This window comes from Desulfovibrio desulfuricans, assembly GCF_024460775.1.
Classification (GTDB): Bacteria; Desulfobacterota; Desulfovibrionia; order Desulfovibrionales; family Desulfovibrionaceae; genus Desulfovibrio; species Desulfovibrio desulfuricans_E.
This window is the reverse complement of sequence record NZ_JANFYZ010000010.1, coordinates 43,012-62,039: the sequence shown is the minus strand read 5'-3', so window position 1 is coordinate 62,039 and position 19,028 is coordinate 43,012. Positions and strand designations below refer to the sequence as shown.

The following is a 19,028-nucleotide window of genomic DNA, read 5'->3' as shown; positions in this document are numbered from 1 at the left end:
TTCATCATTAAAAGGAGTCGCGCATGGAAACAAAAACCCTTGTGATTAACGGCATTCCCCGGCGCTTGCTGGCTAACCCCGACGATATGCTTGTGGACGTGCTGCGCGATCAGTTGCAGCTCACCAGTGTCAAAGTTGGTTGCGGCAAGGGTCAGTGCGGTGCCTGTTCGGTGATCCTTGACGGCAAAGTGGTACGCGCCTGCGTGGTAAAAATGAGCCGCGTGGCGGAAAACGCCGCCGTGACGACGCTTGAAGGCGTGGGTACCCCCGACCATCTGCACCCGTTGCAACATTCATGGATTTACCACGGCGCGGCCCAGTGCGGTTTCTGCACCCCTGGCTTCATCGTTTCGGCCAAGGCCCTGCTTGATTCCAATCCTAATCCCAGCCGTGAAGACGTGCGCGACTGGTTCCAGAAAAATCACAACGTCTGCCGCTGTACGGGCTACAAGCCCCTGGTGGACGCTGTCATGGACGCAGCCGCCCTTATGCGCGGCGATAAAACGCTGGACGACGTTACCTTCAAGATGCCTGCCGATGGCCGCATCTGGGGTTCCACCATGCCCCGTCCTTCTGCCGTCGCCAAGGTGACGGGCACCGCCGAATTCGGCGCGGACGCAGCGCACCGCCTGCCCGCCAACACTCTGCACCTCGCCATTGCCCAGGCCAAGGTATCCCATGCCAACATCAAGGGCATAGACACCTCTGAAGCCGAAAAAATGCCCGGCGTGTACAAGGTGCTGACCCACAAGGATGTGAAGGGCAGGAACCGCATCACCGGCCTGATCACCTTCCCCACCAATAAGGGCGATGGCTGGGAACGGCCCATCCTTAACGATACCAAAATCTTCCAGTACGGCGATGCGCTGGCCATTGTCTGCGCTGACTCCGAATGCAACGCCCGCGCTGCGGCTGAAAAGGTCAAGTTTGACCTTGAGCTGCTGCCCGAATACATGAGCGCCCCCGAGGCCATGGCCCCGGACGCCATCGAAATCCACCCCGGCACCCCCAACATCTACTACGACCAGCTTGAGGAAAAAGGCGCGGATACCGCTCCCTTCTTCAACGATCCGGCAAACGTCATCGCGGAAGGCGATTACTACACCCAGCGCCAGCCCCACCTGCCCATCGAACCCGACGTGGGCTACGGCTATGTGAACGACAAGGGCCAGGTGGTCATCCACTCCAAGTCCGTTGCCATTCATCTGCACGCGCTGATGATCGCCCCCGGCCTCGGCCTGGAATTCCCGAAGGATCTCGTACTGGTGCAGAACACCACCGGCGGCACCTTTGGCTACAAGTTCAGCCCCACCATGGAAGCCCTTGTGGGCGTGGCCGTTATGGCTACCGGCCGTCCCTGCCACCTGCGTTACAACTACGAACAGCAGCAGAACTACACCGGCAAGCGTTCGCCCTTCTGGACGACCGTGCGTTTTGCCGCCAACAAGCAGGGCAAGATTCTTGCCATGGAAACGGACTGGAGCGTTGACCACGGCCCCTACTCCGAATTCGGCGATCTGCTCACCCTGCGCGGCGCGCAGTATATCGGCGCTGGTTACGGCATCGCCAACATTCGCGGCAAGGGCCGCACCGTTGCCACCAACCACTGCTGGGGTGCGGCTTTCCGCGGCTACGGCGCGCCGGAAACCGAATTCCCCTCCGAAGTGCTCATGGACGAACTGGCTGAAAAGCTGGGCATGGATCCCTTCGACATCCGCGAGCTGAACTGCTACCGCGAAGGCGATACCAACCCCTCCGGTCAGGTGCCTGAAGTCATGAGCCTGCCCGAAATGTTCCAGAAAATGCGCCCCTACTACGAAGAAGCCAAAAAGACCGTTAAGGCCAAGTCCACCGCCGAAGTCAAACGCGGCGTGGGTATTGCCCTTGGCGTGTATGGCGCGGGCCTTGACGGGCCGGACACCTCCGAAGCCTGGGCCGAACTGAACCCCGACGGCAGCGTAACCGTGGGCAACTCGTGGGAAGACCACGGCCAGGGCGCTGATTCCGGCACCCTGGGCACCGCCCATGAAGCCTTGCGCCCCCTGAACATCAAGCCCGAAAATATCCATCTGGTCATGAACGATACCAGCAAGACCCCCAATTCCGGCCCTGCTGGCGGTTCGCGTTCTCAGGTGGTCACGGGCAACGCCACCCGCGTGGCCTGCGAAATGCTTATTGAAGGCATGCGCAAGCCCAGCGGCGGCTTCTTTACCTATGACGAAATGAAGGCCGAAGGCCGCCCCGTGCACTATGACGGCAAGTGGTCTGCTCCGGCCAAGGACTGCGACGGCAAGGGCCAGGGTGAACCCTTTGCCTGTTACATGTACGGTCTGTTCCTTGCCGAAGTGGCCGTTGAGGTCGCCACCGGCAAGACCACAGTTGAAAAGCTTGTGTGCGTGGCCGACATCGGCACCCTGTGCAACAAGCTGGTGGTTGACGGTCAGATCTACGGCGGCTTGGCGCAGGGCGTTGGCCTTGCCCTGACCGAAGACTACGAAGACCTGAAGAAGCACAGCACCCTTGCTGGCGCGGGCGTGCCCACCATCAAGATGATTCCTGACGACATGGAAATCGTCTATGTGCAGACCCCCCGCAAGGCTGGCCCCTTTGGCGCTTCCGGCGTGGGCGAAATGCCCCTTACCGCGCCGCACCCTGCCATCATCAACGCCATCTACAATGCTTGCGGCGCGCGTGTGCGCCACTTGCCCGCCCGCCCCGAAAAGGTGTTGGCGGCCATGCCCAAGTAGCGTAAGATTGCGGTAACCATCTGGAGACACTGGGGAGAATCCTGATTGAAAAGGGGTTCTCCCCATATCCCAGCCCCATGTTTATTTGTTTGGTTTACCGCACGCCAGGCCATGAGCGCCGCTACGGTGTGCAATGTTTTTGCAGCGGGGCTTTCGGGGGTATCTCTGAAAGCCCTGTTTGTATTTTCGGCGGCAATCCGCGCCGCCCGCCCCTTGCCGCAGCGCCAGTCTGCACCAAGCCAGCGAGAGCAATCGCCATGATGGATCAACAACGTCTGCACGAAATAGAGTCGCACTGCACACAGGAAAGTCCGCCCCGTTGCCGGGTGGCCTGTCCTTTTGATCTGGATGTGCGCGCCTTCATGGCCCGCATAGCTGAAGGCAAGCAGGGCGAGGCCCGCAAGGTGCTTGAGCGGCACTTGCCCCTGCCCGGCATTATTGCCCGCATTTGCGATCACCCCTGTGAAAACGCCTGTCTGCGGCAGGATCTGGGCGGCAGCCTCGCCATGCATGGGCTTGAACTCTCGTGCATGCTTGCTGTGGGCGCGCAGAGCCGTATGTTGCCTTTGCCTCCCAAAAAATTCCGCATGGCCGTCATGGGGGCCGGGCTTGCCGGGCTCACGGCCGCCTGGGATCTGTCGCGCAAGGCCTATCCCGTTACTGTCTTTCACTCGGGCGCGGCGGGCGAATTTTTGCTCAAAGCGCATCCCGCACTGGCGGCAGACAATGAGGCGGGCATTGCCAAGGATTTTCTGGCGGAAGACATGGAAGCCCTTGGCCGCCAGAAGGTCAGTTTTACCCAGGCGACGCTTGATGCCGCGCTGCTGGAAAAGATGGCTGCGGAGTATGACGCCGTGCTGGTGGACGCCGATGCCGTGCAGCAGCATGCACCCGGCATTGCCCCGGACGAAGCCCAGGTGGATGCGGAAACCCTGCTCTGGCGCGGCAATATCTGCTGCGCTGGCTGGCGCAGCAGCACCCCCACAGGCCACACGTTTGCCTCACCTTCGCGTCAGGCGGGGCAGGGGCGGCATGCGGCGCAGACAATGGAGCGCGTGACCAGCGGCGTTTCCCTCACAGCCGCGCGTGACAAATCTCAGGGGCCGCTGCACACCGATGTGACAGGTATAGCGCCCGTGCCGCGTGTGGAACCAGCCTCGCAGGCTGCTTGCGGCGAGCCGCTCTATTCTGCGGAGGAATCCGCGCGCGAGGCGGAGCGCTGCCTGCAATGCCAGTGTATGATCTGCGTGCGCGAATGCGTGTACTTGCAGAAATACAAGGGCTATCCGCGCCTCTACGCGCGTCAGGTCAATAACAACGCGTCCATCGTCAAGGGCCTGCACACGGCAAATGCCCTCATCAACGGCTGCGCCCTGTGCGGCCAGTGCGAGGAACTGTGCCCGGAGAATTTTTCCATGGCCGAGCTGTGCCTTTCCGCACGGGAAGACATGGTGGAACGCGGTTTTATGCCGCCCACGGCCCACGAGTTTGCGCTTGAGGATATGGAAAGCGCCTCAGGGCCGGAATGCGCCCTTGTGCTGCCGCCCTTGTCGCCAGCCGCAGAATCCCAGGGCGCTGACGCGAGTCAGGCGGTGGGCGAGCAGTGGCTGTTTTTTCCCGGTTGCCAGCTGGCTGCGGCGCGCGTGGAACAAACGGCGGCGCTTTATGATCTGCTGCGCGAAAAATTTGGCAACGGCCTGAAATCCGGCGTGGGCATCATGCTTTCCTGCTGCGGCATCCCTGCGCGTTGGGCCGGAAGAACCACCCTGTTCAAGGAGCATACGGACAAACTGCGCAAGGCCTGGGAGGGACTGGGCAAACCGCGCATCATGGCGGCCTGTTCTTCCTGCATTACGGCCTTGCACGAGGCCCTGCCGGAAGCGCAGACTGTTTCCGTGTGGGAGGTGCTGGACAGCTTGCCGTTTGAGGCTCCCACTGCTGGTAATTCCCTGCCCTCGGTTTTTTCCATTCAGGATCCCTGTACCGCCCGGCATGATGCGTCATGGCTTGCCGCAGTGCGCAGTCTGGCGGGCAAATGCGGGGCAAAAATTGAAGAACCGCGCCTTTCCGGCGCTTCCACCGCCTGTTGCGGTTACGGCGGCCTTGTGTGGTGCGCCCAGCCGGAAACCGCCCGAGCCATGAGCGATCACCGGGCCGCCCAGCTTGAGCACCCCGGCCTTGCCTCGTGCATCATGTGCCGTGACCGCATGGCGGCCAGCGGCAAGGAGTGCTGGCATCTGCTTGATCTGCTGCTGCCAGCGTCAGGCAAGGCGCAGTCCGGCGCGGCTCAAGGGCCGGGCCTTTCGGCGCGCCGCGCCAACAGGGCTGCCTTGCGCCGCAAACTGCTGGAAAAATATGGCAGCGCCGCCGGGCAACAGGCCCTGCTTGCAGACACGCCCGAGCAGGCCGGAAAGGGCAGGGTGCTGGTGGCGGCGGATGTGCTGGCCCGGCTGGAAGAGCGGCATATTCTGCTTTCAGACGTGGAAGGGGCCGTTGTGGGGGCCGAGGCCAGTGGGCACTGGTTCGAGAATCTGGATGACGGGCATCGTCTTGGCTCGTGGCGGCCCAGAAAGGTGACTTTCTGGGTGGAATACGAAGCGCAGGGCGAGGTCTTTGTCCTGCACGATGCGTGGTGCCACCGGATGGTGGTGCCGGGTTCCGGCGGTCAGGAAGCTGCGGATGTCATCAACAGCCACCAGTGCTGCACCGATGGGCAGCGCCCCAACATGTTGGGTGCGCAAAATGGCGGGCAGAGAGGTGAACAGTCATGAGCATGGGGCCAAACTACGGGCCGGACGGCGGCCAGTGGGTGTGCGGGCGTTGCCGCGTTGCCCTTGAGCAGGTGAAGGTTCCTGTTTTTTATCTCAACAGCGCCTTTGACGTGTTTTTGCCGCGCTGCCCCAAGTGCGGGCTGACGCAGGTGCCCAAATCTCTGGCCGAAGGCAAGATGCTTGAAGTGGAAGCTCTGCTGGAAGATAAATGAACGCACTGTGGGAAAGGCCGGACTTTCGCCGCGCAGCTGGTGACGCATGGCGTCCCGGTGGCGTGGAACTGACGCGTCGAGCGCTTGCGTGGTGCGCTTCTGCGGGCCTGCTTGCGCCGGGCGGGCTGGTTCTTGACCTTGGCAGCGGGGCAGGGGCGACATTGCGCCTGCTCTCGCAGATGGGCTATCGCGCCGTGGGGCTGGACAAACACGCTGAGGCCGGACTTCCTGTGGATGCAGCCCCTTCTGCTGACGTCCGCATTGTGCGGGCCGATCTTGAGCGCCCGCCGCTGGCCGCAGACTCCTGCGACTGCATAGTGTGCGAGTGTGTTCTTTCCCTGCTGCACAATCCTCTTGCGACCTTGCGCGCCGCCTGTCGCGCCCTGCGCCCCGGCGGTCTGCTGGTGACCAGCGACCTCATGCTGCGGCCAGGGTATGAACGCCCCGTCAGCACCGGCTGCTCTGGTGCAGGCTCTTCCCGCTCCAGTTGTTCCTGTTCCGGTCACGCAAGCGCAGTACAATCGAACTCGTCCCAATCTATCCCGCCGACAACAGCGACAGCTGAGCCACTCCCGGAAAAATACGCCGCACCGGGTTCATCATGCCTTGCGGGTGCGCGGCCTGAATCTGCGTGGCGCGGGCTTGTGGAAGCGGCTGGCTTGCACCTGCTGCATTTTGAGGACAACAGCCGCGCTCTGGTGGAACTGGCCGCCCGCATGATCTGGTACAGCGACGACGCAACCCGGCCCTCGGCGAATAGCAGCAGCCATGGCTGCGCATGCGGGGGCGCTGGCCCAGGAAAAGCTTGGCGCGCCTATGGATACGGCCTTTGGATTGCCCGAAAGGAGACCCCATGAATCCCATGATGATGGAATTATTGCCCTTGGTGCATCAGGGCTATTGTTGCAGCCAGTTGCTGCTCCTGCTCATGTTGCAGGCTCAGGACAGGCAGAACCCCGGCGTTGTGCGCGCCGCACAGGGGCTGTGTCACGGCATCGGTCAATCGGACGGCCCTTGCGGCCTTTTGACGGGAGGGGCCTGTGCCCTGGCTCTGGTCGCGGGTAAGGGGGCGGAAGATGAAATCCCGCATCCCATGCTCACCCCCCTGCTCAATGATTACGCCACGTGGTTTTATGACCGCACGGAAGCTTACGGCGGCCAGCGCTGCGGGCAGATTGCGGCTGGGCTTGGCGCGACTTCCGGCGCTGCGGGCGAGCAGCCAAACCCTGTGGCCTGCGGCGACTTGCTGGCGGAATGCTGGGGAAAAATCATGGAACTGGTTCAGAGTTACGAACTGGATCTGACGGAAAAAGCATGACCCTGCGCCGCACCCAGAGCCTCTGCCCCGTGTGCCTGCGCCGGGTAGAGGCCACCTATGAACGCTCGGCCAAGGATGCACTCACTGTCGTACTGCGCAAAACCTGCCCGGATCATGGCACGTTCAGCGTCCCCGTATGGCAGGAAGCCAAGCCCGGTGCAGTGGCCACGCCAGCCTTTGCCGCATGGTCACGGCCCAAAAGCCCTTCCTACCCGGCCAATCCGCACACGCCAATCCGCGATGGCTGCCCCTTTGACTGCGGCCTTTGTCCTGCCCACGCCCAGCATACCTGCACCGGTCTGTTTGAAGTGACCATGCGGTGCGACATGGCCTGCCCCGTGTGCTATGCCTCTGCTGGTTCTATGTCGAATCAAAATTCCGGAGAGGCGGGAGACGTGCCGCTGAGCGTGATTGCCGCGCAGATGGATACCCTTAAGGGAGCGTCCGGCCCCTGCAATGTGCAGATCTCCGGCGGAGAGCCGACCATGCGCCATGACCTGCCGCAGATCATCACGCTTGCGCGGCAACGTGGCTTTGGGCTGGTGCAGATCAATACCAACGGTCTGCGTTTGTCGCGCGAGCAGGGCTATGCCCGCGCACTGCGCGAGGCCGGGCTTGATTCCATCTACCTGCAATGGGACGGCGTGCGCGAAAGCAGCTTTACAAGCCTGAGGGGCAGGGAATGCCTTGATTTCAAGCGCCGCGCCGTGCGCAACTGTGCAGAGGCCGGGCTTGGCGTAGTGTTGGTGGCGACCCTTGTGCGCGGCGTCAACGATGGCGAACTGGGCGATCTGCTGCGCATGGCGTTGGAGCTTGGCCCAGCGGTGCGGGGGCTGCACATGCAGCCAGCCGCTTTTTTTGGGCGCTACCCCTGGCGGCTGGAGGAAGCCCCGCGCCTGACCCTGCCCGAAGTCATGGCAGCACTGGCCCAGCAGGCACCGGAAATGGTCAGCCCCAGTCACCTGCATCCGCCGGGATGCGAAAACGAGCTGTGTTCCTTCAGCGCAGTGTATCGCCGGGTGCAGAAAAACGGCGCACCTTCGCTGGAATGGCTTGCCGATGCGGGGCAGTCGTGTTGCTCGCCAGCACCGAAGGCCGCTGGCGCGGAAGTGCCTCCGCCCGCTGAGGACGGGGCGCGCAAGGCCAAGCAGTTTGTGGCCCTGCACTGGAAAGGGGGCAACAGTGGCGGGGAATCTGCCTGTAGCTGCGGGGGCGCATCTGGCTTTGACTCTGGCAGCGCAGGCAGCAAGGCCAGTGCGGACGGCTTTAGCCGATTTCTGGCTCAGGCCGGGGCAGAGCAGCGTTTCACGCTTTCGGCCATGGCCTTTCAGGATGCCCTGAGCCTTGACCTTGACCGTGTACGCGGCTGCTGCATCCATGTGGTGCGGCCTGACGGGCGCATGATTCCGTTCTGCCTGCACAATCTCACTGCCAGCGACGGCACGCGCCTGTACGGTGACGCATAGTGGCAGACGCAGCAACTCTACCTTCCATAACAGGTTTCGGCTCCTGCCCGCTGGATCTCTGGCTGGCCCGTCAGTGCGGGGCGCGCAGTTCCGGGGAGCTGCCCGGCAGGCTGGCGATTGCGCAAACGGCCCTGCTGCGCAGCACCTTGCGGCAGGCTGTGCGCGGGGCATTTTACGCCGCCCGTTTGCGGGAGTGCAAGCTGGATATAACCAGTGTGGGCGATCTGGAACGCCTGCCCTTCACCACTGCGGAAGACCTGCGCAACTGGGGGGATTTTTTGTGCGTTTCGCAGGGGGATGTGCAGCGTATGGTCACGCTGCACACGTCAGGCACCACGGGGCAACCCAAACGGCTTGCCTTTACTGATGCGGACCTGGCCCGCACGCGCGATTTTTTTGCGGTGGGTATGAGCCAGCTTGTGGGCGCGGGGCAGCGGCTGGCAGTGCTGTTGCCCGGTGCGGAGCGGCCTGACGGCGTGGCCGACCTGCTGCGACAGGCCTTGGGCGCAGCGGGTGTGGATGTGCTGGCTCCACCGCCGGAAGTCCACGCGACCCCATCGCCAGATGCTGACCCTTGCGCGGAGCCGGGCAAAGCTCTTGCCCAATGGCTGGAGCAGGCAAAGCCACATTGCCTTGTGGCCGCGCCCGCGCAACTCGCCCTTTTGCTGAAGCACTTTCCCCACCGGGGGCCGCAGGGGCTTGCGGGCATACTCACCAGCGCTGAGCCTCTGGATGATGCGCTTGGTCTGGCCTTGCGCCGGGCGTGGCAATGCGAGATTCTGGATCATTACGGCCTTACCGAAACCGCCTACGGCTGCGCGGTGGAATGCCCCGCCCACCAGGGCTTTCATGTGCGGGAACTGGACGTTCTGATAGAAATAGTAGATATTTCAGGGCGTAAAATATTGGCCCCAGGCGAGGAGGGCGAGGTTGTCATTACCACGCTCCAACGGCATGCAATGCCTTTGGTGCGATATCGAACCGGTGATGTGGCCTGTCTGCTGCCAGCCCCTTGCGCCTGCGGTAGCCCTTTGCGCAGGCTTGGCCCTGTGCGTGGCCGCATTGAACGCAAAAGCGGGCAGCCGCCGCGCATCGTGCGCCCCGCCAAGGGGCGGGGTGTTTAACGCTTGATGGCATGCCCCAGCGATGGGGCTATTGTATCGGCCCAATATTATTGATTGTTCCCAGCGCAGTAACGCGAAGAAGAAAGCACATGAAACCAGCCGTTCTGATTCTTGCCGCAGGCATGGCCTCGCGCATGGGCGCAGCCAAGGCCCTGCTTTCCCTGCCCTCGCTGCCCGAAGGCGGGCGCTGCTCCGCCCTGAGGGGACTGGTCAGTCTGTACCGTTCCCTTGGTGTGGAAGATGTGGTGATCGTCAGCGGGTTCCACGCCGAAGTCGTGGAAGCAGAGGCTCTGGCGCTGGGGCTAAGTGCGGTGCGGAATCCCGACCCGCAACGGGGCATGTTTTCATCTGTGCAGGCGGGCGTGGAGGCCCTGGTGAAGGGCGGTTTTGAAGGGCAGTTTCTTGTGCAGCCTGTGGATGTGCCGCTGGTGCGGCCCCTGACCATCCGCGCTTTGCTCGACGCCGCCGGGCAGGAAGAGGCTGACCATGCGGCAGCTCTGGCCGTGAGCGGCAAGGCCGCGCCTACGTCGGTGCTTGTGCCGACATTTGACGGACAGGAGGGGCATCCCCCCTTGATTTCCATGGCTTTGGCCCAGCATATTCTGACGCATCAAGGGCAAAACGGGCTGCGCGGGGCGCTGGAAGGCGCGCCTTTGCGGCATGTGCCTGTGGCTGATGCCCTGATTCTGGAAGATATGGACACTCCCGATGACTATGCGCGCCTGCGCGTGCTGGCCCGCGAGCGGCATACCCTCTCGCCAGTGGAGGCCGAATGCCTGCTGCGCATATGCAATGTGCCGGAAAAAGGCTTGCGTCACGCGCGGGCTGTGGGGGCCGTGGCCTGCTGTCTGGCTGAGGCTCTGGCCCATGCGCGCGAGGCCGCAGGCTATGATGCCGGGGTGGATCCCCGCCTGGCGCTTGCTGGCGGGCTGCTGCACGATATCTGCAAAGGCCAGCCCAGACATGAGGCGGCGGCAGGGGAATTTTTACGGCGGCTGGAACTGCCGGAGATGGCGCGTCTGGTGCAGGATCACCGCGATCTGTCCTTGCCGGAGGACGAGCCTGTCACTGAGCGAGAGCTGGTCTATCTGGCGGACAAGTATTGTTATGGCGGCAACTTTGTGCCCGTGCAGCGGCGCTTTGGCCTCAAACTGGAGGCTTACGCCCAGGATGCCCCGGCCTGCGAGGCCATCCAGGGGAGGCTTGGTCGCGTCAAGGCGCTGGAAGAGCGCATTGCCCGCGAAATAGGCAAAGAACCCGCCCTGGTGGCGGAACGCGCCCTTGTGCGTAATTGCAATGCTGCGCGCGGCAATGTTGCCCGGCGTGAGGTTGCATGAGCGGCATCTGGCTGGTGCGGCACGGCATGTTGCCGCCCAATCCGGAGCGGCGCATGGTCGGCGCACGGGATATTCCCTTAAGTTCTGCGGGCCGGGAGCAGATACGCCTCTTGGCGCGGCAGTTCATGCCAGCGGTGCAGGGCGCGCTTGGCGCGGTCATCTGCTCGGATCTTGACCGCTGCCGTGAGACCGCCGCCATCCTGATGGAGGCATTGCCGCAGGGGCGGCCCCCCCTGCATGTGGAACCCGGTCTGCGCGAGATTAACCTTGGCCTCTGGCAGGGCATGACCAAGGCGGAAATCGAGCGCGCGTGGCCCGGTGCGTATGCCGCTCGCGGGCAGGATATGGCACACTTTTGCCCCCCGCATGGCGAAAGCTTTATGCAGGCCCAGCGCCGCGCCCTGGCGGCCGTGGCGCGCTGGCGCAGTTTTTACCCAGGTGCAACCCTGCTCATGGTTTCGCATGCGGGTATTCTGGGCAGCCTGCTGGCCCACTACCTTGCCCTGCCGCTCAGGGATGTGCTGCGCATTCCCCAATACTACGGGTGCCGCGCCTTTGTGCCGGAATGGTAGCCTGCTAGCCGCAACCAGTACGCGCTGGCAGCACTCCCCCTTGCCTCAGATCCAGGCCGTGGGATTGTACACTCGGATGTGCAGCTTGATGTAACGGTCTGTGAGTACCTCTGCGGGCAGATTCAGAGCGATATGCTCCTGTTCGTGCTGGCTGAATTTTGCCAGCCAGTCCGCTGCTTCGCGTCCCAGTTCCGCCATGCGCGCCAGCGGCGTAAAGAGCGACGCCGGGCAAATCTGATAAAGGTACATCTCCCCCGCGTTCAGCACAAAAGGAAAAAGCCCGCAGGCCACAGGCCGTTCTGGCCGGGGCAGACGGCAACCCTGATTTGTGCACGAGCGGCAACCCCGCCCGTCCATAAAGGCCGTATCCCTGTTGAGCAGATAAAAGTCGTTGGCAAGACCGGGGCGCAACTGCTCGGGCAGCAGGCCCATGGGAAAAAGCTCGTTGGAATCCTGCGGGCCGCAGCAATAGCGGCAATCGCGGCAATAACCGTTTTGCAGCCAGCCTTCACGCCAGTTGACGGCGCGGCGGCGGGGAAAGACCTTCTGCCAGTGCGACAGGTAGTCCCAAAAACCTTTGCTCATACGTTCTCCTGAAAGCAGCTATCCGGCCCTAAATCAGCTTGTGTGCAGCAGCACCATGCCGCAGACAAGCAGGGCAATGCCTGCAAATGCGCTGGGGTCGAGCTTTTGGCGCAGCAACACCCATCCGCCCACGGATGTGCCAAGCACGCCAAAACCGCCCCACATGGCGTAAGCCACGGCCAAATCCATATGATGAACTGCCAGTGAAAGGCAATAGAAAGCCAGCCCCACCAGCGCAAGGGCCAGCAGGCCCACGGCGCGGCGGCGGAAGCTGTCGGAGCGCACAAGCAGCATATTGGCGGTCACGTCCAGCGCGGCGGCCAGCAAAACCAGCGGCAGGGCGGCGTTCTGGAACAGGCTTGAAATATCCATCATCTGTTCCCTCCTGCGGCAAGGCCGTTATTCAGGGTGGGCGCTTCTGCGCGCTGCTTGCGGGCTTCAGCCTTGTTGCTGGCCGTGGGGGAGTCCTCGCGGCTGGGCTTGGGTGCCCCGTGCCCGGTTCCATAATTGACCAGCAAAGCACCAGACAGCACGCAGGCCAGCCCCAGCGCGCGGCGCAAGGTCAGGGCTTCGTTCAGAAAAAGTACGCTGCCAAGGGTGATGCAGGTCAGGCCCAGCCCCTCCCAGAAGGCAAAGGTCACGCCAACGGGAATGCCCGTAACAGCCTTGGACAAAAAAAAGTAGGACATGGCGATGGCCAGCCACATGACAACCAGCCCCAAAACCTGTGCGTGGGGAAAAGCCCAGCCCTGCGCCAGCTTCATGACAAGTGTTCCGCCCACCTCCAGAAATACGGAGGCAACAAGGCAGCACCAATGATACGGTTTTGATCTAAGCATAAAAATCTCTCGCGGAAAATAGAAAGGCAATCCTTCAGCATTGAAGGACAACAATGGCTATGACCAGAGGAAATAGCGAGAGATGCTAGAGCAGGGAACGCCAGTAGCGTTCTTCAGGAAAGCCTGAAACGCATGGGCGTAAAAGAGGCATAAAAGCAGAGTTGAAGCATAACATGGATAGATCATAAGGCCGTGAAATGGGGGAGTCAAGGTTGCAGTATGCGCTGACTATTTCTGCCGCTGATGAATGCAGCTTTGTTTAGACAGGCTCATGATTGCACATTGCAGGCGTAAGCAATCGAAAGTTCATCATAAAAAAGGCGGGCCATCCGGCCCGCCTTGAATCTGCAATTATATGCCGCTTATTGGGCGGCGATCCAGGCGTTGGCTTCCTCAAGGTTGAGGGTGCCCTCGTACAGCGCCCTGCCGCTCACAGCTCCCGCAAGGCTGGTAGTGAGGGTGAGGGGGTAGAGCTTCTGCACATCTGCCAGCGTCGCCACGCCGCCCGCCGCAATGACAGGCACCGTGGAAAGGCGCGAAAGATGCTCCAGAGCAGCTACGTTAACGCCGCACTGCATGCCGTCGCGCTCGATATCCGTATAGATGATGAATGCCGCGCCATCGGCCAGCAGGCGGGGCAGAACCCCGTCAACGGTCAGGCCAGTGTCGGCAACCCATCCACGTGTCTTGAGTTTGCCGCCATCCGCATCCAGCGAAACGCCAATGCGGCCAGGGAAGGCACGGCACATTTCGGCAAAAAGCTCGGGCTGTTCCAGAGCCAGGGTGCCAATAATCAGGCGTGAAACGCCCGCATCAAAATAGGCCTGGGCTGTTGCCATGTCGCGGATACCGCCGCCAAGCTGCACGGGAATGGACAGCTCGGTGCAGATGCGGCGCACGATCTCGCGGCTTTTGGCCGCGCCGTCAAAGGCTCCGTCCAGATCAACCACGTGCAGCCATTGAGCGCCTCGCGCTTCCCAGGCTTTGGCGGCGTCTGTGGGGTCTTCGGCAAAGACGGTGCTTTCATGGGCGCGGCCCTGCTTGAGGCGCACGGCCTTGCCGTCCTGAATGTCCACGGCGGGAAATAGAATCATAAACCCATATCCTTTACTGCTTTGCGCATGCCGTCTTCGGTCAGTTCTTCAGCCGTGACCCACTGGCCGCGCCGCTTGAAGAACGTACCTACGTTCATCAGGTTGTCCACAAGGCCTTCCTGCTTTTCTTCAAAGACGGAGCGCGACATGATGGAGCCGTTGGCAACGTTGATGAGGAAAAATTCCACGCGCACATGGGCGGGTTCGGTAACACCGGCAGTGGAGCCCTGGCGTTCGTGCCAGTCAAGAATCTGCGGCACCAGCAGCAGTTGCGCGCCCTGCTTCTTGCCATAGGCAATCCAGAGCGGCAGCGCCTGGGGCTGCTCGGAACTGTGGAAGCGCGTAAGATCCCTGGGCAGATCAATGGTGTCAATATACTTGAACTGACGTTTGGAATCGGTGGTAAGCACATTGCGGAACCGACGGTCAAGCGAGGGCAGCTGTTCATCGGCAATGCGGCCCTGATTATCAGGGATACGCCCGGTAATAAGCTGGCTTGCGTTGATCGGCTGGGTAAAGGGCGCAACCGATATGACATACGAAGGCGAAATAACGCGGGGAACGTCCGCCGTGCTTGTGGGACGGCGGCTGCAGGCGCAGGCGATCAGCATGAGGCAAAGCGCGGGCAGCAACAGCATACGAAGTCGGGATTGCATCAATCAAGACCTCCCTTTGTGCTTCTGATGGTTGTGCCGTTTCGGCGCACTGCCTGGGCCAGGGCAAGCCCCAGCCCTTTGGCCGCCGATTCCAGCAGATGATGGCCGTTCTGGCCATAGCGGAACTCCACATGCAGATTGCAGCGCGCACTGCTTGCAAATGCCTTGTAAAATTCCCGCCAGAGGTCTTTTTCTTCCCCCGCCAGAACCGGGGGCAGCAACTCTCCGCCGCGCCACTCAAGCCAGGGGCGGCCCGAAAGATCAACAGTGGCTTCTGCCAGGGCTTCGTCCATGGGAACGCGCCCATAGCCTACGCGGGCAATGCCAGCCCTGTCTCCGAGGGCTTCAAGCAGCGCCTTGCCGAGCAGCAGCCCCACGTCTTCTGTGGTGTGGTGGGCGTCCACTTCCATGTCGCCCTCGCACACCAGCCGCAGATCCATACCAGCCCAAAAAGCTGTCAGCGTCAACATATGGTCGAGCAGGCCAAAACCTGTTTTCACGTCCGTAATGCCCTGACCGTCAATGTTCAGTTCAAGCCGGATGTCGGTTTCGGCGCTTTTGCGCTCTTGCGTGGAGGTTCTGGGGGCGATGTCGCTCATGGCTTCTCCGAGGTATTTTCATCCTTGTCCGGTTTTGTCCCGGCATCGGGGGTTTCGCCGTCTTCGCCTTCGGGCTTTTCGTCTGACTCGTCTTCTTCCTTCGCGGGCTTTTTGCCAAAACCAGCCGCCACAAAGATGCTCACTTCATAAAGAACAAGCATGGGCGCGGCCATGAGCAACTGCGAAACCACATCGGGCGGTGAAAGAATTGCCGCCACGATGAAAATGGCCAGAATGGCATAACGCCGCACGCGGCGCATGAGTTCTGCCGTGATAATGCCCATGCGCGCCAGAAAGAAGGCAAACAGCGGCATTTCAAACACAAGGCCAAAGGCAAGAATAAGCTTGAGCACAAAGCTCAGATAATCGCTGATCTTGGGCATAGCCACGATGGTGTCGGTGGCGTAGCTCATGAAGAAGGCAAATGCGTTGGGAAAAACCACAAAGTAGCAGAAGGCGCCGCCGCTGATAAAGAAGAAGGCCGACATCACGGCAACAGGTATGATGCTCCGTTTTTCTTCTTCATACAGACCGGGGGCGATGAAGGCCCATACCTGATAAAAAATTGCAGGGCTGCTCACAAACACGCCAGCCACAAAGGCAATGTGCATGCGGGTGAAAAAGCCTTCGGGCAGGGTGGTGTAGATGGCGTGCGAGCCGTCAGGCAGGACGCTCAGCAGAGGCGCCACAAGTGCGTCAAAAATGGGATCAACCACGGCCCAGCAGGCTATAAAGCCCACCATGACGGCGAGGCAGCAGCGCACAAGGCGACCGCGCAGCTCCGAGAGGTGATCCATGAGGCCCATGGGTCTGTCGTCAGCTTCTTCCTCCACCTCGTCTTCCGGCGTGGCAGGAGGCGTGCTTTCGCTCTGGATGGGCAGGTTCTCAGGCTCTGCCGCAGGGCTTTGCACTGTGCCCACTGGCGGAACCGGGGGCAGAGGAGGCTGCCCGTCAGCCTGTGTTTCCGGCGTGGCTTCTGGTGCAGTTTCGGGTGCTGACGCGGCAGACGCTTCTGCCGCTTCTGCAGGCGTATCCGCAGGGGCCGCCCCCTGAAGGGACGGCTCCGCTGCGGTTTCATTTGTCTTGTTGAGGTCGGAATGTTCCCCTGCGGTCTCAGGGGCAGACGGGGATGCGGCCACCTCGGGGCTCAAGGGTTTATCCGCACTCATGCTTTGCCGCCATTGTCAGGGGTGGCAACGGCCTGAGGCGCGCCCGTGGAAGCGGATGCCAGCTTGGCTTCCGCGGCTTCTGCCTCGGCCTTTGTTTTGGCAAGGGCTTCAGCCAGCGGGCTGCCAGCAGGCGGAGCAACAGGGGCTGCCCCTTCGGCGGACGCTGCCGTGCCCGCGACAGGCTGGGCTTCGGCCTTGGCCTCTGCGGCGTGGGCTGCTTCGACAACCGGAGCTTCGGCAACCGGCGCGTCAACAACAGGAGCGTCCGCAACCGTGGGCTTTGGGGCCTCGGGCTGAGCCGCTTCGTTCGTTGCCGTGGCTGTGTTCTGCCCCGCATCGGCGGCAGGCCGGGTAGCAGTGGCGTCAATAACCGCCTCTGAGGCCGGAATATTGTCAGCCTGAGCCGTTGTAGTTGCGGCAGGCTGGCCCTCGGTTGCCGCTGCGGCAGCGGCGGCCATTTCGGCGGCGCGGGCTTCCTTGGCGGCGGCGGCAGCTTCTTTCGCCGCTCTGGCGGCTTCCTGCTTGCGCTTGCGTTGTTCCTCTTCCTCGGCCTCAGCATTCAGCGTGCGCTGAAAGTCTGTGGATACGCGGCGGAACTCGCCCATGGCCTTGCCCAGCGTGCGCGACACGTTGGCAAGGCTTTTGGGGCCAAGTACAATGAGGGCCACCACAAGGATGACCAGAAGTTCAGTGCTTCCTATCCCGAACATGCTGCCCCCTTATTCCCACTCAATTGTGCTCGGCGGCTTGGAAGAAACGTCGTATACCACGCGGTTGACGCCCTTGACCTCGTTGATGATGCGGCTCGACATGCGCTCGATCAGTTCCGCAGGCAGGCGCGCCCAGTCAGCGGTCATGGCGTCCACGCTGTCGACTACGCGCAGGGCGATAACATGCTCGTAGGTGCGGCCATCGCCCATGACGCCAACGGTCTTGAGCGGCAGCAACACGGCAAAGCCCTGCCACACCTTGCGGTACCAGCCGGATTCGCGCAGTTCCTGCTGCACGATTTTGTCGGCCAGGCGCAAAATCTGGAGGCGTTCTTCGGTGATTTCGCCAAGTACGCGGATGGCGAGGCCGGGGCCGGGGAAGGGATGCCGCCACACGATGGAGTCGGGCATGCCAAGCTCTGCGGCGACCTTGCGCACTTCGTCCTTGAAGAGTTCGCGCAGGGGCTCGATGAGCTTGAGCTTCATGGTGTCGGGCAGGCCGCCCACGTTGTGGTGGCTCTTGATGACGGCGCTGGGACCCTTGTGCGAGATGGATTCGATTACGTCAGGGTACAGGGTGCCCTGCGCCAAAAAGTCCACCTGCGGCAGCTTTTTGGCTTCTTCGTCGAAAATTTCAATGAAGGTGTGGCCGATGATCTTGCGCTTCTTTTCGGGGTCATCCACGCCCGCAAGTTTGGAAAGAAAACGTTCCTGCGCCTGCACAAAGTCGAGGTTGAGGTCAAAGTGTTCGCGCAGGTAGCTGACTACTTCGTCGCCTTCGCCAAGGCGCAGCAGGCCGTTATCCACAAAGATGCAGTGCAGACGCTTGCCGATGGCCTTGTTGAGCAGCACGGCCACCACGGTAGAATCAATGCCGCCGGAAAGGGCGCATACCACGTGGCGGTCGCCCACCTGTTCGGCCATTTCGGCAACCACGCGCTCCACAAACGAAGACATGGTCCAGTCGGGCTTGATGCCCGCAACCTTGAACAGGAAGTTGCGCAGCATGCGCTCGCCGTCCACACTGTGGTGCACTTCGGGGTGGAACTGCACGGCGTAGATTTTGCGGGCTTCGTCAGCCATAGCGGCCACATCCAGAGTCGGCGTGCGGCCCGTCACGGTAAAGCCTGGCGGCGGCGCAAGTACCTTGTCGCCGTGGCTCATCCACACGCGACTGGTGGATTCAATGCCTTCCCACAGGGCGCAGGGCGCGGTGAGGGTAAGGTCGGAGGGGCCGTATTCGCGCGTGAGCGACTGGGCAAGCTGGCCGCCAAGATTCCGGGCCAGCAGCTGCATGCCGTAGCATATGCCGAGCACCGGCACGCCAAGCTCAAGAAAACCGGGGTCAAGAACCGGAGCATCGGCTTCGCCCACGCTGGCCGGGCCACCGGAAAGGATGACGGCGGAAGGCTTCATTGCCGCCACCTGGGCAGCGGTGGTGATGCAGGAATGTATTTCGGAGTAAACCCCGGCTTCGCGCACGCGGCGCGCGATGAGCTGGGTAACCTGTGAGCCGTAGTCAATAATTATGACTTTGCTGGGCATATGTGTCCTCGCCTGGTGCTGGCCGTGGCCTGTTGCTGTGCGCCGCTACTGCGCGCCCGGTTGATCTTGCTCCTGATCGTTCGCCTGATCTTTTTCTGATCTTTTGCCCGATGGTCGTGATGCCGGGGCCTGTGGGCTATCTACGGCTTTGGGAGCCGCTGCTATTTCCGCTTGTGTTGCCGCGGGATTTTTGTTCTCCGCCAAACAAGACGCGCCTGCTTTTTCGGCTAGTGCTTTAGCGGCACGTTGCCGGAAAAGCAGGCGAAATCTCATGCCGCCGGAGG

The 19,028-nt window shown here is 61.9% G+C and carries 18 protein-coding genes; 9 read left to right on the top strand and 9 right to left on the bottom strand.

Annotated elements, in window-relative coordinates; genetic code table 11:
• The first annotated feature begins 23 nt into the window (after window positions 1-23).
• The 9 genes from NE637_RS11850 (at window position 24) to NE637_RS11810 (ending at window position 11,547) form a co-directional block, all read left to right on the top strand.
• Window positions 24-2,747 (top strand): molybdopterin-dependent aldehyde oxidoreductase, encoded by a 2,724-nt coding sequence (locus NE637_RS11850; RefSeq protein ID WP_227118827.1) that lies wholly within the window; start codon window positions 24-26, stop codon window positions 2,745-2,747.
• A 257-nt stretch (window positions 2,748-3,004) separates the two neighbouring features.
• Window positions 3,005-5,518: a pyridine nucleotide-disulfide oxidoreductase/dicluster-binding protein gene (locus NE637_RS11845; RefSeq protein ID WP_227118826.1), complete on the top strand. Its 2,514-nt coding sequence runs from the start codon at window positions 3,005-3,007 to the stop codon at window positions 5,516-5,518.
• Window positions 5,515-5,730, top strand: a complete 216-nt coding sequence (locus NE637_RS11840) for a DVU_1557 family redox protein (RefSeq protein ID WP_192113326.1) — start codon at window positions 5,515-5,517, stop codon at window positions 5,728-5,730. The genes NE637_RS11845 and NE637_RS11840 overlap by 4 nt, the downstream gene beginning before the upstream one ends.
• Complete coding sequence (gene trsM / locus NE637_RS11835; RefSeq protein WP_227118825.1) at window positions 5,727-6,587, top strand: DVU_1556 family methyltransferase; 861 nt, start codon at window positions 5,727-5,729, stop codon at window positions 6,585-6,587. The genes NE637_RS11840 and trsM overlap by 4 nt, the downstream gene beginning before the upstream one ends.
• Window positions 6,584-7,048: a DVU_1555 family C-GCAxxG-C-C protein gene (locus tag NE637_RS11830; protein ID WP_022659532.1), complete on the top strand. Its 465-nt coding sequence runs from the start codon at window positions 6,584-6,586 to the stop codon at window positions 7,046-7,048. Before trsM ends, NE637_RS11830 begins: the two co-directional genes overlap by 4 nt.
• Entirely contained in the window at window positions 7,045-8,514 is a 1,470-nt protein-coding gene (trsS, locus tag NE637_RS11825; RefSeq protein WP_227118824.1) for a radical SAM (seleno)protein TrsS, read from the top strand. Before NE637_RS11830 ends, trsS begins: the two co-directional genes overlap by 4 nt.
• Entirely contained in the window at window positions 8,514-9,638 is a 1,125-nt protein-coding gene (locus NE637_RS11820; protein WP_256267743.1) for a DVU_1553 family AMP-dependent CoA ligase, read from the top strand. The genes trsS and NE637_RS11820 overlap by 1 nt, the downstream gene beginning before the upstream one ends.
• A gap of 89 nt (window positions 9,639-9,727) precedes the next feature.
• On the top strand, window positions 9,728-10,975 hold the full coding sequence (locus NE637_RS11815) for a DVU_1551 family NTP transferase (RefSeq protein ID WP_227118822.1): 1,248 nt from the start codon (window positions 9,728-9,730) through the stop codon (window positions 10,973-10,975).
• The gene (locus NE637_RS11810) at window positions 10,972-11,547 is read left to right on the top strand and encodes a histidine phosphatase family protein (RefSeq protein ID WP_227118821.1); all 576 of its coding nucleotides are present in this window, start codon (window positions 10,972-10,974) and stop codon (window positions 11,545-11,547) included. The genes NE637_RS11815 and NE637_RS11810 overlap by 4 nt, the downstream gene beginning before the upstream one ends.
• Window positions 11,548-11,592: 45 nt before the next feature.
• On the opposite strand, the gene NE637_RS11805 is transcribed toward NE637_RS11810, so the two are convergent.
• From NE637_RS11805 to guaA, 9 genes are all read right to left on the bottom strand, one after another.
• The gene (locus NE637_RS11805) at window positions 11,593-12,132 is read right to left on the bottom strand and encodes a hypothetical protein (RefSeq protein ID WP_225530040.1); all 540 of its coding nucleotides are present in this window, start codon (window positions 12,130-12,132) and stop codon (window positions 11,593-11,595) included.
• Between the two features lie 33 nt (window positions 12,133-12,165).
• Entirely contained in the window at window positions 12,166-12,504 is a 339-nt protein-coding gene (locus NE637_RS11800; protein WP_227118841.1) for an SMR family transporter, read from the bottom strand.
• Entirely contained in the window at window positions 12,504-12,971 is a 468-nt protein-coding gene (locus NE637_RS11795) for a DMT family transporter (protein WP_192113332.1), read from the bottom strand. Before NE637_RS11795 ends, NE637_RS11800 begins: the two co-directional genes overlap by 1 nt.
• A 362-nt stretch (window positions 12,972-13,333) precedes the next feature.
• On the bottom strand, window positions 13,334-14,065 hold the full coding sequence (hisA, locus tag NE637_RS11790) for a 1-(5-phosphoribosyl)-5-[(5-phosphoribosylamino)methylideneamino]imidazole-4-carboxamide isomerase (RefSeq protein ID WP_215648073.1): 732 nt from the start codon (window positions 14,063-14,065) through the stop codon (window positions 13,334-13,336).
• Window positions 14,062-14,721 carry a hypothetical protein gene (locus tag NE637_RS11785; RefSeq protein WP_192113334.1) on the bottom strand — a complete coding sequence of 220 codons (660 nt, stop codon included), beginning with the start codon at window positions 14,719-14,721 and terminating at the stop codon, window positions 14,062-14,064. The genes hisA and NE637_RS11785 overlap by 4 nt, the downstream gene beginning before the upstream one ends.
• The gene (locus NE637_RS11780) at window positions 14,721-15,320 is read right to left on the bottom strand and encodes an imidazoleglycerol-phosphate dehydratase (protein WP_225530041.1); all 600 of its coding nucleotides are present in this window, start codon (window positions 15,318-15,320) and stop codon (window positions 14,721-14,723) included. The genes NE637_RS11785 and NE637_RS11780 overlap by 1 nt, the downstream gene beginning before the upstream one ends.
• Window positions 15,317-16,126, bottom strand: coding sequence for a twin-arginine translocase subunit TatC (tatC, locus tag NE637_RS11775; RefSeq protein ID WP_192113406.1), 810 nt, complete (start codon window positions 16,124-16,126; stop codon window positions 15,317-15,319). Before tatC ends, NE637_RS11780 begins: the two co-directional genes overlap by 4 nt.
• A 359-nt stretch (window positions 16,127-16,485) precedes the next feature.
• Window positions 16,486-17,199 carry a Sec-independent protein translocase protein TatB gene (tatB, locus tag NE637_RS11770; RefSeq protein ID WP_192113335.1) on the bottom strand — a complete coding sequence of 238 codons (714 nt, stop codon included), beginning with the start codon at window positions 17,197-17,199 and terminating at the stop codon, window positions 16,486-16,488.
• Between the two features lie 9 nt (window positions 17,200-17,208).
• Entirely contained in the window at window positions 17,209-18,744 is a 1,536-nt protein-coding gene (guaA, locus tag NE637_RS11765; protein ID WP_227118819.1) for a glutamine-hydrolyzing GMP synthase, read from the bottom strand.
• Window positions 18,745-19,028: the final 284 nt, after the last annotated feature.

Bases quoted from the DNA above. Each gene is read 5' to 3' on its own strand.
- trsS (WP_227118824.1), top strand. From the start codon at position 7,045: ATGACCCTGCGCCGCACCCAGAGCCTCTGCCCCGTGTGCCTGCGCCGG.
- NE637_RS11795 (WP_192113332.1), bottom strand. From the start codon at position 12,971: ATGCTTAGATCAAAACCGTATCATTGGTGCTGCCTTGTTGCCTCCGTA.
- trsM (WP_227118825.1), top strand. From the start codon at position 5,727: ATGAACGCACTGTGGGAAAGGCCGGACTTTCGCCGCGCAGCTGGTGAC.
- NE637_RS11805 (WP_225530040.1), bottom strand. From the start codon at position 12,132: ATGAGCAAAGGTTTTTGGGACTACCTGTCGCACTGGCAGAAGGTCTTT.
- NE637_RS11810 (WP_227118821.1), top strand. From the start codon at position 10,972: ATGAGCGGCATCTGGCTGGTGCGGCACGGCATGTTGCCGCCCAATCCG.
- guaA (WP_227118819.1), bottom strand. From the start codon at position 18,744: ATGCCCAGCAAAGTCATAATTATTGACTACGGCTCACAGGTTACCCAG.
- NE637_RS11780 (WP_225530041.1), bottom strand. From the start codon at position 15,320: ATGAGCGACATCGCCCCCAGAACCTCCACGCAAGAGCGCAAAAGCGCC.
- NE637_RS11850 (WP_227118827.1), top strand. From the start codon at position 24: ATGGAAACAAAAACCCTTGTGATTAACGGCATTCCCCGGCGCTTGCTG.
- NE637_RS11830 (WP_022659532.1), top strand. From the start codon at position 6,584: ATGAATCCCATGATGATGGAATTATTGCCCTTGGTGCATCAGGGCTAT.
- NE637_RS11815 (WP_227118822.1), top strand. From the start codon at position 9,728: ATGAAACCAGCCGTTCTGATTCTTGCCGCAGGCATGGCCTCGCGCATG.
- hisA (WP_215648073.1), bottom strand. From the start codon at position 14,065: ATGATTCTATTTCCCGCCGTGGACATTCAGGACGGCAAGGCCGTGCGC.
- NE637_RS11845 (WP_227118826.1), top strand. From the start codon at position 3,005: ATGATGGATCAACAACGTCTGCACGAAATAGAGTCGCACTGCACACAG.
- tatB (WP_192113335.1), bottom strand. From the start codon at position 17,199: ATGTTCGGGATAGGAAGCACTGAACTTCTGGTCATCCTTGTGGTGGCC.
- NE637_RS11800 (WP_227118841.1), bottom strand. From the start codon at position 12,504: ATGGATATTTCAAGCCTGTTCCAGAACGCCGCCCTGCCGCTGGTTTTG.
- NE637_RS11785 (WP_192113334.1), bottom strand. From the start codon at position 14,721: ATGCAATCCCGACTTCGTATGCTGTTGCTGCCCGCGCTTTGCCTCATG.
- NE637_RS11840 (WP_192113326.1), top strand. From the start codon at position 5,515: ATGAGCATGGGGCCAAACTACGGGCCGGACGGCGGCCAGTGGGTGTGC.
- tatC (WP_192113406.1), bottom strand. From the start codon at position 16,126: ATGGGCCTCATGGATCACCTCTCGGAGCTGCGCGGTCGCCTTGTGCGC.